The organism is Streptomyces sp. NPDC052079, assembly GCF_040680275.1.
In the GTDB taxonomy this organism is placed as follows: domain Bacteria; phylum Actinomycetota; class Actinomycetes; order Streptomycetales; family Streptomycetaceae; genus Streptomyces.
Genome location: NZ_JBFAWL010000001.1, coordinates 365,941 through 378,624, shown reverse-complemented (window position 1 = coordinate 378,624; position 12,684 = coordinate 365,941). Strand labels below are relative to the sequence as shown.

General features: G+C 70.7%; 12 protein-coding genes. 3 read left to right on the top strand and 9 right to left on the bottom strand.

Features of this window, described 5'->3' with window-relative positions; translation table 11 throughout:
* Window positions 1–25 precede the first annotated feature (25 nt).
* A complete protein-coding gene (locus AB0L56_RS01875; protein WP_365417830.1) occupies window positions 26–1,183 on the bottom strand; it encodes an adenosine deaminase in 1,158 nt (385 codons plus the stop codon).
* A 122-nt stretch (window positions 1,184–1,305) separates the two neighbouring features.
* On the opposite strand from AB0L56_RS01875, the gene AB0L56_RS01870 reads away from it, so the two are divergent.
* A complete protein-coding gene (locus AB0L56_RS01870) occupies window positions 1,306–2,070 on the top strand; it encodes an alpha/beta hydrolase (protein WP_361021746.1) in 765 nt (254 codons plus the stop codon).
* Between the two features lie 171 nt (window positions 2,071–2,241).
* On the opposite strand, the gene AB0L56_RS01865 is transcribed toward AB0L56_RS01870, so the two are convergent.
* Window positions 2,242–3,204: a LysR substrate-binding domain-containing protein gene (locus AB0L56_RS01865; RefSeq protein ID WP_365417827.1), complete on the bottom strand. Its 963-nt coding sequence runs from the start codon at window positions 3,202–3,204 to the stop codon at window positions 2,242–2,244.
* A gap of 63 nt (window positions 3,205–3,267) precedes the next feature.
* Between AB0L56_RS01865 and AB0L56_RS01860 the strand changes: the two genes are divergently transcribed.
* Window positions 3,268–4,557, top strand: a complete 1,290-nt coding sequence (locus AB0L56_RS01860; RefSeq protein WP_365417824.1) for an MFS transporter — start codon at window positions 3,268–3,270, stop codon at window positions 4,555–4,557.
* Window positions 4,558–4,784: 227 nt separating this feature from the next.
* Window positions 4,785–5,801 (top strand): sigma-70 family RNA polymerase sigma factor, encoded by a 1,017-nt coding sequence (locus tag AB0L56_RS01855; protein WP_365417822.1) that lies wholly within the window; start codon window positions 4,785–4,787, stop codon window positions 5,799–5,801.
* Here the strand turns inward: AB0L56_RS01855 and AB0L56_RS01850 are convergent.
* The 7 genes from AB0L56_RS01850 to AB0L56_RS01820 form a co-directional block, all read right to left on the bottom strand.
* Window positions 5,685–6,086, bottom strand: coding sequence for an STAS domain-containing protein (locus tag AB0L56_RS01850; RefSeq protein ID WP_365418813.1), 402 nt, complete (start codon window positions 6,084–6,086; stop codon window positions 5,685–5,687). The two genes, AB0L56_RS01855 and AB0L56_RS01850, sit on opposite strands and share 117 nt — an antisense overlap.
* A 62-nt stretch (window positions 6,087–6,148) precedes the next feature.
* Entirely contained in the window at window positions 6,149–6,733 is a 585-nt protein-coding gene (locus AB0L56_RS01845) for a Uma2 family endonuclease (protein WP_365417819.1), read from the bottom strand.
* A gap of 96 nt (window positions 6,734–6,829) precedes the next feature.
* Complete coding sequence (locus tag AB0L56_RS01840; protein ID WP_365418810.1) at window positions 6,830–8,107, bottom strand: thymidine phosphorylase; 1,278 nt, start codon at window positions 8,105–8,107, stop codon at window positions 6,830–6,832.
* A gap of 98 nt (window positions 8,108–8,205) precedes the next feature.
* Complete coding sequence (locus tag AB0L56_RS01835; RefSeq protein WP_365417816.1) at window positions 8,206–8,604, bottom strand: cytidine deaminase; 399 nt, start codon at window positions 8,602–8,604, stop codon at window positions 8,206–8,208.
* The gene (locus AB0L56_RS01830) at window positions 8,601–9,875 is read right to left on the bottom strand and encodes an ABC transporter permease (RefSeq protein WP_365417813.1); all 1,275 of its coding nucleotides are present in this window, start codon (window positions 9,873–9,875) and stop codon (window positions 8,601–8,603) included. Before AB0L56_RS01830 ends, AB0L56_RS01835 begins: the two co-directional genes overlap by 4 nt.
* The gene (locus AB0L56_RS01825; RefSeq protein WP_365417811.1) at window positions 9,872–10,996 is read right to left on the bottom strand and encodes an ABC transporter permease; all 1,125 of its coding nucleotides are present in this window, start codon (window positions 10,994–10,996) and stop codon (window positions 9,872–9,874) included. Before AB0L56_RS01825 ends, AB0L56_RS01830 begins: the two co-directional genes overlap by 4 nt.
* Complete coding sequence (locus AB0L56_RS01820) at window positions 10,996–12,573, bottom strand: ABC transporter ATP-binding protein (RefSeq protein WP_365417808.1); 1,578 nt, start codon at window positions 12,571–12,573, stop codon at window positions 10,996–10,998. Before AB0L56_RS01820 ends, AB0L56_RS01825 begins: the two co-directional genes overlap by 1 nt.
* Window positions 12,574–12,684: the final 111 nt, after the last annotated feature.

The following is a 12,684-nucleotide window of genomic DNA, read 5'->3' as shown; positions in this document are numbered from 1 at the left end:
TTCACCCTTCCCGGGGACGCGGTGTTCAGCCCTGCGAATCCACAGAACCGCTGGTAGAGGCGGTCTGCCGGAACAGCCATTCGGATTTCAGCTCGGCAAATCCGGGCTTGATGACGTCATTGATCATGGCCAGTCGTTCATCGAAAGGGATGAACGCTGATTTCATTCCATTGACAGTGAACCATTGAAGGTCGTCGAGCGTGTAACCGAAGGCCTCGACCAGGTGCTCGAATTCCCGGCTCACACTGGTGTGGGACATAAGGCGATTGTCGGTATTTACGGTGGCGCGGAACAGCAGCCGGCGCAGCAGACCGATCGGGTGCTCGGCATACGAGGCGGCGGCGCCGGTCTGGAGGTTGGAGCTGGGGCACAGTTCCAGGGGGATGCGCTTGTCCCTGACGTAGGAGGCGAGGCGGCCGAGCCGGACGGTGCCGTCGTCGCGGACCTGGATGTCGTCGATGATGCGCACCCCGTGGCCGAGCCGGTCGGCGCCGCACCACTGGAGGGCCTGCCAGATGGACGGCAGCCCGAACGCCTCGCCGGCGTGGATGGTGAAGTGGTTGTTCTCCCGCTTCAGGTACTCGAAGGCGTCGAGGTGCCGGGTGGGCGGGTAGCCGGCCTCGGCGCCCGCGATGTCGAAGCCGACGACGCCCAGGTCCCGGTAGCGGTTGGCGAGTTCGGCGATCTCCAGGGCGCGGGCGGCGTGCCGCATCGCGGTGAGCAGGGCGCCGACCCTGATGCGGTGCCCGTTGTCCCTGGCGCGCCGCTCCCCCAGCCGGAAGCCCTCGTTGACCGCCTCGACGACCTCTTCGAGGGTCAGTCCGCCGTCGAGGTGCTGCTCGGGGGCGTAGCGGACCTCGGCGTAGACGACGCCGTCCTCGGCGAGGTCCTCGGCACACTCGGCGGCGACCCGGACGAGGGCGTCGCGGGTCTGCATGACGCCGACGGTGTGCGAGAACGTCTCCAGATACCGCTCGAGGGAGCCGGAGTCGGCGGCCTGGTGGAACCAGAGGGCGAGTTTGTCGGGGTCGGTGTCGGGGAGGCCGGTGTACCCGGTCTCACGGGCCAGGTCGACGACGGTGCCGGGGCGCAATCCGCCGTCGAGGTGGTCGTGCAGCAGGACCTTGGGCGCCCGGCGGATCTGGTCCGCGGTCGGGGTGTTCGCGATGGTCTGGCTCGTCATTTCGGCACTCTAAGGCCTACGCGTGTAGATCACCGGGTGTGCGACGGGCCCGAATCCGTCGATACGCAACGGTGACCGCACGGACGGGTCGGGTACACCGCCGCTTCTGAGAATGTTCTGTCATGGCACAGCAAGCGACGCCGGTGCGCACGGCCCGGCTGGGGAGGGTGCTCGGCCCGGAGCCGACCGAGGTGGGCGGTGTGGTGCTGCTGCTCCCCGGCGGCGAAGAGGTGTCCAGCCGGCGGCCGTCGCCCCTGCTGGCGGCCGCTTCCGTGCGGGGGCTCGGACGCCGCCTCACCCGCGCGGGACGGGAGCAGAGCCTTGCCACCCACGTCGTCCACTACCGCTACCGGGGCTGGAACGGCAGCGAGGCGCACCTCGCCCACGACGCCGCCTGGGCCGCCGACGAGGCCGTACGGCGCTACGGGGACGTGCCCGTCTGCCTGGTCGGGTCCGGCATGGGCGGCCGGGCCGCGCTCCGCGCGGGGGGCCACGAAGCCGTCAACTCCGTGCTGGCGCTGGCCCCCTGGCTTCCCGAGGAGGATGTGGCGGCACCACCCGAACCGGTGAAACAGCTCGCCGGGCGGCGCGTGCTGATCGTGCACGGCACGAACGACGCGCGGACCGATCCCGAGTTGTCGTTCCGGCTGGCGGCCCGGGCGAAGAAGGCGAACCGGGAGGTATGCCGGTTCGAGGTCCACGCGGACGGGCACGGGCTCAGCCAGTACCGGGAGGAAGTGCTGGCGCTGGCCGAGGACTTCGTGATGGGGGCGCTGTTCGGGCGGGCGTTGTCGCGGCCCGTGCAGGATGCCTTGGCGGCGCCTCCGCCGCTGGGGTTGCGGATGCCGCTGGCTGCGGGGTTCGGGGAGTCTTTGCGGCGGCGGTAGCGTCGTCGGGGTGTCTGCCTGACGGCGGGTGCGGTCCGTCGGTGGCTGGTCGCGCCCGCGCGGCGGAGCCGCATATCGACACAGCCCCGCGCCCCTCTGTGTGTTGCCCCCTGCGTCGGCAGCCAGGCACCCCTTCTCGCGGCAGCGGAGTGCTCCTTCCGCTGAGCAGTCTCAAGTCGGCAGCAATGTGCCCCTTTTGCTGAGCAGAAACTTTTTGAAGGCTGCTACCGGGGGTGTGTCCGGGTGGCCTGCCAGCCAGGCCACGCCGATTTCCCTTGCGGCCCGGGGGGCCGTGACCGTCAGTTCCACCACACCAGGACGGGGGAAGGGCGGTGGCGGGAGGAGGGCCACGCCCAGGCCCGCCGCCACCAGGCCGCGCAGGGTTTCCGCTTCCTCGCCCTCGAAGGCGATACGGGGCCGGAAGCCGGCCTGGGCACAGAGGTCGTCGGTGATGCGGCGCAGCCCGTAACCGGGTTCCAGGGTCACGAACGTCTCGTCGGCGGCCTCGGCCAGCCGGATGCGGCGGCGGCCGGCGAGGGGGTGGTCGACGGGGACGACCAGGCGCAGCTTCTGCTCGTCGAGGCGGCGCGCGACGAGGTCGGGGGCGCCGGGCACCGGGGAGGTCAGGCACAGGTCGAGTTCGCCCGCGCGGAGGCCTTCCAGCATGGCCTCCCCGTAGTTCTGTACGAGGCTGAAGCGGACGCGCGGATGGTCGGCGCGGAAGGCGTGCAGCAGGCCGGGCACGGTCTCGGCGCCCATGGTGTGCAGGAACCCGAAGGCGACCTTGCCGGTGGCGGGGTCGGCGTCGGCGCGGACCTCCTCGGCGGCGCGTTCGATCTCGGCGAGGGCGCGTTCGACGGAGGTGAGGAAGGTGCGGCCGGCCGGGGTCAGGGAGACCGTGCGGCCGTGGCGGGCGAACAGCTCCACGCCCAGGTCCTGTTCTAGGCGGGCCATGGCCCGGGAGAGCGTGGACTGCGGTACCTGCATCTCCTGGGCGGCGCGCGTGACATGCTCGGTGCGGGCGACACCGGCGAAGTAGGCGAGGCGGGGCGCGAGCAGCCTGGACATGTCGTCCGTATCTCGTGTGTCACCGGTGTGTGACAGCCACCTCGCTGACCTCTGCTCATGCTCCATGGGAACGATTATGGCGATTCCATGCATTGGACGGATGAGCGGGGGCGTCCGTAGTTTCGTGGCATGACTCCCGCCAGTACCGGGGCGTCCACCAGCGTGGGCGCCGTCGCATCCGTTCCCTCTGATCCTTCCGACCTGCCGCCCGTCTCCGCGTCACGGATGTCTCCGGGCGGGCCCGGTTACCGCCGGATGAGTCTCGCCCTGTTCCTCGCGGGCGTCGCGACGTTCGCGCTGCTGTACTCCACGCAGGCCCTGCTGCCGCTGGTCTCCGCCGACTTCGCGGTGAGCGCGGGCGACGCGAGCTGGACGGTGTCGGCGGCGACCGGCGGTCTGGCGCTGTTCGTGCTGCCGATGAGCGCGCTCTCGGAGCGGTTCGGACGGCGCACCGTCATGACGGTCTCGCTCGCCGTCGCGGTGACCGTCGGACTGCTGGTGCCCTTCGCCCCGTCGCTGGGCGTGCTGGTGGTCCTGCGGGCGCTGCAGGGCGCGGCGCTGGCGGGGCTGCCCGCGTCGGCGACGGCGTATCTCGCGGAGGAGGTCACGCCCAAGGCGCTGGTGACGGCGATCGGGCTGTTCGTGGCCGGCAACAGCGTCGGCGGGATGAGCGGCCGCGTGATCACCGGCTGGGTGGCGCAGGAGTGGGGCTGGCGGGTCGCCGTCGGGGTGATCGGGCTGCTCGCGGTGGCGTGCGCGGTGGCCTTCCGGCTGCTGCTGCCGGCGCCGCGGCACTTCCGTCCGGGATCGCTGCGGCCGCGTGTGCTCGTCGGTACGGTCCGCGGGCATCTGGCCGATCCGCTGCTGCGGCGGCTGTTCGCGATCGGTGCGCTGTTCATGGCGGTGTTCGGGGGCGTGTACACGGTCATCGGGTACCGGCTGACCGAGGCGCCGTTCTCGCTGCCGCAGGGTGTCGTGGGGTCGGTCTTCCTGGTGTATCTGGTGGGCACGGTTTCCGCTTCGGCGGCGGGGCGACTGGTGGACCGGCTGGGACGGCGCGGTGCGCTGTACGCGGGCGGGGGGACGACCGCGGTGGGGTTGCTGCTGTCGCTCGCCGGGTCGCTGCCGCTGGTGCTGCTGGGGCTGGTGCTGATCACCGCCGGGTTCTTCGCGGGGCATGCGGTGGCGTCGTCGGCGGTGGGGAAGACCGCGCGGGTGGGGCGTGCGCAGGCGTCGGCGCTGTACCAGTCCGCGTATTACGTCGGCTCCAGTGTGGGGAGCACGGTGGGGGCGCTGGCGTTCCACGCGGGGGGATGGGGCGGCACGGTGGCGGTCGGGCTGGTGGCGGTGGCGGGGGTCGCGGTGATCACCCTGGCGGGGACGCGGGCGGCGGCGCGGGCTGCCTTGCGGCCGGCCTGACGTTTTTTCGCCCCCGCCGCCCCTTCCCGTCCCGTCCCTGGGGGCTGCGCCCCCAGACCTCCTTTTCGGCCCTTCGGGCCTCGTCCTCAAACGCCGGACAGGCTGATGGACACCGCTGTTGACCTGCGCGTTCGTTGACTCGGGGGGCCGTTGTCAGTGGGCTGGGGTAGCTTCCGGAGTGGTGGGTGCGATGGTGCGCCACCAAGAGGCCACATGGGGTGGGTGGAATGACGAACGGCACGGCGACGACGACCGATGTGGACGCCAGGCTGGAGGAGTACCGGGTGGAACTGACCGGGTACTGCTATCGGATGCTCGGCTCGTCCTTCGAGGCGGAGGACGCGGTGCAGGACACCATGATCCGCGCCTGGCGCAGCTACGACAAGTTCGAGGGCCGCTCCAGCCTCCGCTCCTGGCTCTACCGCATCGCCACGAACGTATGCCTGGACATGCTGACGGCCGGCAACAAGCGGGCCCGCCCGATGGACCTCACGGAGTCCACACCGCTGGCGCAGGCCGCGCTGTCGCCGCGCCCGGACAACACCTGGCTGGAGCCGATGCCCGACTCCCGGGTGCTGCCCACGCCCGCCGACCCGGCGGAGGCGGCGGTCGCCAAGGAGTCGGTGCGGCTGGCCTTCATGGCCGCGCTCCAGCAGCTGCCGGCCAAGCAGCGGGCGGTGCTGATCCTGCGGGAGGTGCTGGCCTGGAAGGCGAGCGAGGTGGCCGAGCTGCTGGGCACGTCCGTCGCGTCGGTCAACAGCGCGCTCCAGCGGGCCCGGGCGACGCTCGCCGAGCGGCAGCAGCCCGGCGCCGAGGCATCGGTGTCCGACCCGCTGGACGAGGAGCAGCAGAAGCTGCTCGAGCGCTATGTGGCGGCGTTCGAGGGCTACGACATGTCGGCGCTGACCGAGCTGCTGCACGAGGACGCCATCATGACGATGCCGCCGTTCGACCTGTGGCTGACCGGCGCCGAGGACATCACGGGTTTCATGACGACGCTGGGCGCCCCCTGCGCGAACTCGCGGCTGGTGCCGGTGGAGGTCAACGGGCTGCCGGGGTTCGCGCAGTACAAGCCCGACCCGGAGGCGGGCGGTTTCACGCCGTGGGCGGTGCAGGTGCTGGAGATCTCAGACGGCCGGATCACCGGGTTCCACTGCTTCCTGGACACCAAGCGGTGGTTCCCGCTGTTCGGGCTGCCCCTCCATCTCGAAGCGGAGCCCGACCAGGTCGAGCAGGGCACATAGCGCCGGGGAGGGATCGCGCAGCCGTATCCGGCCTCCGCAGCGGCGGGCCGTGAGCTGGAGCCGTGCGAGCAGGTTCACGGCGGCGAGTCCGGGCGGTCCCAGCCCCCCGACGTCGCAGACGACCACGGCGCCCGTCGTCCCTCGTCTTCCGCCGCTCTCCAGGAGAGTCCGCAGCGCATCGCACGGCCCGTTCACCTCATCCCCGGTGAGAGGGCCGCGGAGTACGAGCACGGGCGGTGTCATGGCGTCCACGACCGGTAGACCCGGCGGGTGCGCGTAACTCATCGCGAGGGCCGCCGCGAAGATCACACCGGTTCTCGTGGTGGTGGCGGCGCTGCTGGGGTGATTCAGGTCTCGGGGAACTCGCTGCTGTCGATGACGAGATCGAAGGGGGCGGGGATCTTGATGGGCTCGCCGAACTTCGCGGTGCTCAGCGGCCGGTAGACGGCTCCCTTGGGGTCACCGTAGAGGGTCGCCGTCGGCCCGTCGGAGGCCCAGCGGTCGACCAGGAGGTACAGCGGGATGCCCGCGGTGGCGTAGGCGGCGAGCTTGGCGACGCGGTCGTTGCGGGCGTTGGACTTCGAGGTGACCTCGACGACCAGTTCGGCGAGGGCGGCGGGGATGTGGGTGTCCGATTCGGTGTGGTCCCGCACAGGGGCCACGACAAGATCGGGGATGAGCATGCCCAGACGCGAGGGCACGGCGATGGCCAGGGTCTGGAAGATCTCCCAATCCTCGGGAACCACGGAGTACAGACGACGCTGGATACGTTCCGCGATCAAGTGGTGACGGTACGCGGGAGGGGGTGACACGGTGATGATCCCCTCGATGATCTCCACCTTGCTGCCCTCGGGCCATTCCATCTCCTCCCAGAACCGCACGAGGTCGTCCCAGTTCTGCTCGGGATCCTGGCTCACGGTGAGTGCGCTCACGACGGTCTCCCATCGTTGCGTCACCGAGTGCAGCATGCCGAACGGGACCGGTGGAGGGTCCGCCGGTCCCGTTCATCCGATCGGGGAAACCGCTGGTCAGGCGATACGTTCCAGCACGACGGGAGTGGGCGTGGAGTGCGTGCCGGGGGGCGCGATGTCGTAGGAGCCGTCCACTGCCTGGAGGGCGTAGTCGAAGCGGTCGGGGGTGTCCGTGTGGAGGGTGAGGAGGGGCTGGCCCTCCGTTACCCGGTCGCCGGGCCTGGCGTGGAGTTCTACGCCCGCGCCCGCCTGCACGGGGTCCTCCTTGCGGGCGCGGCCGGCGCCGAGGCGCCAGGCGGCGACGCCGATGTCGTAGGCGTCCAGGCGGGTCAGGACGCCGGAGGACGGGGCCGTGACGACGTGCTGCTCGCGGGCCATCGGCAGTTCGGCGTCCGGGTCGCCGCCCTGGGCCGCGATCATGCGGCGCCAGACGTCCATGGCGGAGCCGTCGGCGAGGGCCTTCGCCGGGTCGGCGTCGCGCAGGCCCGCCGCGTCGAGCATCTCGCGGGCGAGGGCCAGGGTCAGCTCGACGACGTCCGCCGGGCCGCCGCCCGCCAGGACCTCGACGGACTCGCGGACCTCGAGGGCGTTGCCGGCGGTCAGGCCGAGCGGGGTGGACATGTCGGTCAGGAGGGCGACGGTCCTCACTCCGGAGTCGGTGCCCAGGCCGACCATGGTGCGGGCCAGTTCGCGGGCGTCGTCGAGAGTCTTCATGAAGGCGCCGGTGCCGACCTTCACGTCCAGGACCAGCGAGCCGGTGCCCTCCGCGATCTTCTTGGACATGATGGAGGAGGCGATGAGCGGGATCGCCTCGACCGTGCCGGTGACGTCACGCAGCGCGTACAGCTTCTTGTCCGCCGGGGCCAGTCCGTCGCCGGCCGCGCAGATGACCGCGCCGGTGGTGTCCAGGACGTGCAGCATCTCCTCGTTGGAGAGCAGGGCGCGCCAGCCGGGGATGGACTCCAGCTTGTCGAGTGTGCCGCCGGTGTGGCCGAGGCCGCGGCCGGAGAGCTGCGGGACGGCCGCGCCGCAGGCGGCGACGAGCGGCGCGAGCGGGAGGGTGATCTTGTCGCCGACGCCGCCGGTGGAGTGCTTGTCGGCGGTGGGGCGGGACAGGGACGAGAAGTCCATGCGCTCACCGGAGGCGATCATCGCGGCGGTCCAGCGGGCGATCTCGCTCCGGTTCATGCCGTTGAGGAGGATCGCCATGGCGAGGGCCGACATCTGCTCGTCGGCCACCTCCCCGCGGGTGTACGCGTCGATGACCCAGTCGATCTGCTCGTCGCTGAGTTCGCCGCGGTCCCGCTTGGTGCGGATGACGGAGATGGCGTCCATGGCCATGGCTCGGGTTCCTTCCGGGGTGCGAAGGGCGCGGCCCCTCCGGCCGACGGTACCGACGGTGTCGGCAGTCGCTCGGAGGGGCCGCACGGGAGTTACGGGGTGAGGTGCTGCGGGCCGAAGGCCTGGGGCAACATCTCCGACAGCGGCAGGATTCCTTCCGGGGTCTCCAGCAGCAGTCCGGTGCCGCCGAACTCGTACAGCAGCTGGCGGCAGCGGCCGCACGGGACGAGGATCTCGCCGTCGCCGTCCACACAGGTGAAGTGGGTGAGCCGGCCGCCGCCGGTGCGGTGCAGCTCCGAGACCAGGCCGCACTCGGCGCACAGGCCGAGGCCGTACGAGGCGTTCTCGACGTTGCAGCCGGACACCGTGCGCCCGTCGTCGACCAGGGCCGCGACACCGACCCGGTAGCCCGAGTAGGGGACGTAGGCGTGGGTCATGGCCTCGCGGGCGACGGCGCGCAGCGCCTCCCAGTCGATGTCGGCGGCGGTCACTTGCCCTGTCCCTTCCGGTACGGCATGCCGTTGGCCTTCGGCATGCGCAGCCGCTGGGCGGAGAGGGCGAGGACGACCAGGGTGATGACGTACGGCGTGGCGGCGACGACCTGGTTGGGGACCTCGTTGGTGCCGGCGTACCAGGCGAAGACGAGGGCGCCGATGACCAGGGTGATCGCGGCGTTGACGTACTTCTTGCGGATGACCAGCCAGATCGCGCCGATGAGCAGCAGCAGCGCGCCGAGCAGCAGCAGGGCGTGCACGTTGGCGGAGCCGCCGCGCAGGTTGAGGCTGTCGGTGTAGCCGAAGAGGCCGGCGCCGATGGCGAGGCCGCCCGGCATCCAGTTGCCGAAGATCATGGCGGCGAGGCCGATGAAGCCGCGTCCGCTGACCTGACCCTCCAGATAGAAGGGGTTGGCCACGATGGACAGGAAGACACCGCCGAGGCCGGCCAGGCCGCCGGAGATGATCACGGCGAGGTACTTGTACTTGTAGACGTTGACGCCGAGGGATTCGGCCGCCACCGGGTTCTCGCCGCAGGAGCGCAGCCGCAGACCGAACGGGGTGCGCCACAGGATCCACCAGGTGGCGGGGACGAGGGCGACGGCGATCAGGGTCAGCCAGGAGACGTCGGTGACCAGTCCGCCGAGCAGGCCCGCGATGTCGGAGACGAAGAACCAGCCCTTGTCGTTGAGGTCGCTCAGTGCCTCCGACAGTCCCGGCACGGTGAAGTGGCCGAGGGAGTCGACCGCCGGGGACTGCTTGGCGGAGCCGCCCTGGTGGCCGACGAAGGCCAGCGGGGCCAGGTAGCGGGTGGCGCCCAGGGCGAGGATGTTGATCGCCACACCGGAGACGATGTGGTTGACGTTGAAGGTGACGGTGACGATCGCGTGCAGCAGGCCGCCGAGGCAGCCGCCGATGATGCCGACGAGGACACCGGTCCACGGACCCCACTGGAATCCGGCCCAGGCGCCGAACCAGGTGCCCAGGATCATCATGCCTTCGAGGCCGATGTTGACGACGCCCGCGCGCTCGGCCCACAGACCGCCGAGACCGGCGAGGCCGATCGGGACGGCGAGCTGGAGGGCGGTGGACATCTGGCTGACGTTGGTGATGCCGTTGGCGCCGGTGATCAGGCGCACGATCGAGGTGAGGGCCAGGCCTCCGGCGATGACCAGGAGCAGTACGGGCCAGGACAGACGGCGGCCGGCCTTCGGTGCGTGCTGCAGCGACGGCTGGTTGACGTCGGTCGCTGTGGTCGGAGCGGTCATCGGCCGGCCACCTCCTTCGTGGTGTTGTTGTCGGCGCCCAGGACGTAGCCCGCGGCGAGCTCCGCGCCGACGCGGCGCTGCTGGCGGCGCAGGCCCCACTCGCGGACGGCCTCGTAGGAGACCACGACGGAGAGGACGATCAGGCCCTGCATGATGACCGCGATCTCCTTGTCGTAGCCGTGGAAGTCCAGCTCGGGCGAGGCCTTGTCGAGCCACGCCCACAGCAGGGCGGCGAAGGCGATGCCCACCGGGCTGTTGCGGCCGAGCAGGGCGATGCCGATGCCCAGGAAGCCGATGCCGGTCGGGAAGCTGAGGTTGTACGTGTGCGAGTCGCCGAGCAGGATCGGCAGACCCGCGAGGCCGGCGATGGCGCCGGAGAGCAGCATCGCGGTCAGGACCATGCGCTTGGGGTCGACGCCGCTGGCGGCGGCGGCGGACTCCGAGGCGCCGGAGGCGCGCAGGTCGAAGCCGAAGCGGGTGCGGTTGAGGACGACCCAGTAGCCGATGCCGAGCAGGACGGCGAGGATCACCAGGCCGTAGATCTCACCGGCGGCGCCCAGGTCGATGCCGGGGATCCAGCCGGATGCGTACATCTCGCCGGTGGTGTTGTTGTTGCCGATCTTGACGCCGAAGACGGTGGGCAGCCAGAGGTAGCCGATCACGGAGGTCGCGATGGCGTTGAGCATGATCGTCGAGACGACCTCGCTGACACCGCGGGTGACCTTCAGCACGCCGGCGATGCCGGCCCAGAAGGCGCCGGTGAACACGGCGGTGAGGAGCAGCAGCAGGATCTGCAGGGCCGCCGGCAGGTTCATATGGGCGCCGACGATGGCGGCCATCATGGCGCCGAGCTGGTACTGGCCGTCGACGCCGATGTTGAACAGGTTCATCCGGAAGCCGATGGCGACCGCGAGGGCCGCGATGTAGTACATCGACGCCTGGTTGATGATCAGGACCTGGATGTCCGAGAAGCCGGCCTGCTCGAACATGAGGGCGAACGGCTCGACCGGGTTCTTGCCGGAGGCGACCAGCACGATCGCGCTCAGCACGAAGGCCACGGCGAGCGCGATGACAGGCCCGGCCACGGCGAGGAGCACGCGCTCCTTGTCGAACTTCTTCATCAGCGGGCCTCGTCTTCCGGAGACTCGGGGGACGTGGACGTCGCGCCCGGGGTCTCGGGGGTCTCGTCGTGTTCCAGGTGGCCCTCGGCGGCGCCGGTCATGGCGGTGCCGAGTTCCTCCGGGGTGATGGTGGCCGGGTCGGCGTCCGCGACGAGCTTGCCGTCGTAGATCACGCGGAGGGTGTCGGACAGGCCTATGAGCTCGTCCAGGTCGGCGGAGATCAGCAGCACGGCCAGGCCCTCGCGGCGGGCCTCGCGGATGTGGTCCCAGATGGCGGCCTGCGCGCCGACGTCCACACCGCGGGTGGGGTGGGCGGCGATCAGGAAGCGCGGCTTGTGGCTCATCTCGCGGCCGACGATCAGCTTCTGCTGGTTGCCGCCGGAGAGGGAGGCCGCGGTGACGTCGATGCCGGGGGTGCGGACGTCGTACGTCTTGACGATGCGGCGGGTGTCCTCCTGGGCGGACTTCGGGTCCAGCCAGATGCCCTTGGCGTTGGGACGTTCGGTGACGTGACCGAGGATGCGGTTCTCCCAGAGGGGGGCCTCCAGGAGCAGGCCGTGGCGGTGGCGGTCCTCGGGGATGTAGCCGATGCCGTGCTCGCGGCGCCGGCGGGTGGGCCAGGCGGTGATCTCCTCGTCGGCCAGCCGGATGACGCCGGAGTCTGCGTGCCGCAGGCCGATCAGGGCGTCGACCAGTTCGGTCTGGCCGTTGCCCTCGACGCCCGCGATGCCGAGGACCTCGCCCTCGTGGATGGTGAAGGAGATGTCGTCGAGCAGGGCCTTGCCGCCGTCGGCCGTCAGGCGCAGCTTGTCGACGGTGATGACGGGGCGGTCGGTGACCGTGGACTCGGCGGTCTCCGGCGTCGGCAGCTCGCTGCCCACCATCAGCTCGGCGAGCTGACGCGGCGTCGTCTCGGCGGGGACGGCGGTGCCGACGGTGGTGCCGCGGCGTATGACGGTGATCTCGTCGGCGACGGAGAGGACCTCGCCCAGCTTGTGGGAGATGAAGATGACCGACAGGCCTTCGGCCTTGAGCTCGCGCAGGTTGTCGAAGAGGGCGTCGACCTCCTGCGGCACCAGGACGGCGGTGGGCTCGTCGAGGATCAGGGTGGTGGCGCCGCGGTAGAGGACCTTGAGGATCTCCACGCGCTGGCGGGCGGCGACGCCGAGCTCCTCCATCAGGACGTCGGGGCGGACGCCGAGGCCGTAGCGGTCGGAGAGCTCCTTGATCTTGCGGCGGGCCCTGGCGCCGATGCCGTAGAGCTTCTCGCTGCCGAGGACGACGTTCTCGAGGACGGTGAGGTTGTCGGCGAGCATGAAGTGCTGGTGCACCATGCCGATGCCGCGCGCGATGGCGTCGGCGGGGGACGAGAAGCTCACCTTCTCGCCGTGGATCGCGATGGTGCCCTCGTCCGGCTTCTGCATGCCGTAGAGGATCTTCATCAGAGTCGACTTGCCGGCGCCGTTCTCACCGACGAGGGCATGGACGGTGCCCTTGCGGACGGTGAGATGGATGTCGTGGTTGGCGACGACGCCGGGGAAGCGCTTGGTGATCCCGGCGAGCTCTACGGCGGTCACCGAATCGTTGACCGCCGCTCCGGCCGGAGGGCTGCTGGACGCGTTGATGACGCACTCTCCTGGGGACGGGGGCCGTCTACGCGCGTAGCGCCCCTACGGCATACAAAGGGG

Bases quoted from the DNA above. Each gene is read 5' to 3' on its own strand.
- AB0L56_RS01875 (WP_365417830.1), bottom strand. From the start codon at position 1,183: ATGACGAGCCAGACCATCGCGAACACCCCGACCGCGGACCAGATCCGC.
- AB0L56_RS01830 (WP_365417813.1), bottom strand. From the start codon at position 9,875: ATGACCGCTCCGACCACAGCGACCGACGTCAACCAGCCGTCGCTGCAG.
- AB0L56_RS01850 (WP_365418813.1), bottom strand. From the start codon at position 6,086: ATGAGTTACGCGCACCCGCCGGGTCTACCGGTCGTGGACGCCATGACA.
- AB0L56_RS01840 (WP_365418810.1), bottom strand. From the start codon at position 8,107: ATGGACGCCATCTCCGTCATCCGCACCAAGCGGGACCGCGGCGAACTC.
- AB0L56_RS01870 (WP_361021746.1), top strand. From the start codon at position 1,306: ATGGCACAGCAAGCGACGCCGGTGCGCACGGCCCGGCTGGGGAGGGTG.
- AB0L56_RS01825 (WP_365417811.1), bottom strand. From the start codon at position 10,996: ATGAAGAAGTTCGACAAGGAGCGCGTGCTCCTCGCCGTGGCCGGGCCT.
- AB0L56_RS01865 (WP_365417827.1), bottom strand. From the start codon at position 3,204: ATGGAGCATGAGCAGAGGTCAGCGAGGTGGCTGTCACACACCGGTGAC.
- AB0L56_RS01860 (WP_365417824.1), top strand. From the start codon at position 3,268: ATGACTCCCGCCAGTACCGGGGCGTCCACCAGCGTGGGCGCCGTCGCA.
- AB0L56_RS01855 (WP_365417822.1), top strand. From the start codon at position 4,785: ATGACGAACGGCACGGCGACGACGACCGATGTGGACGCCAGGCTGGAG.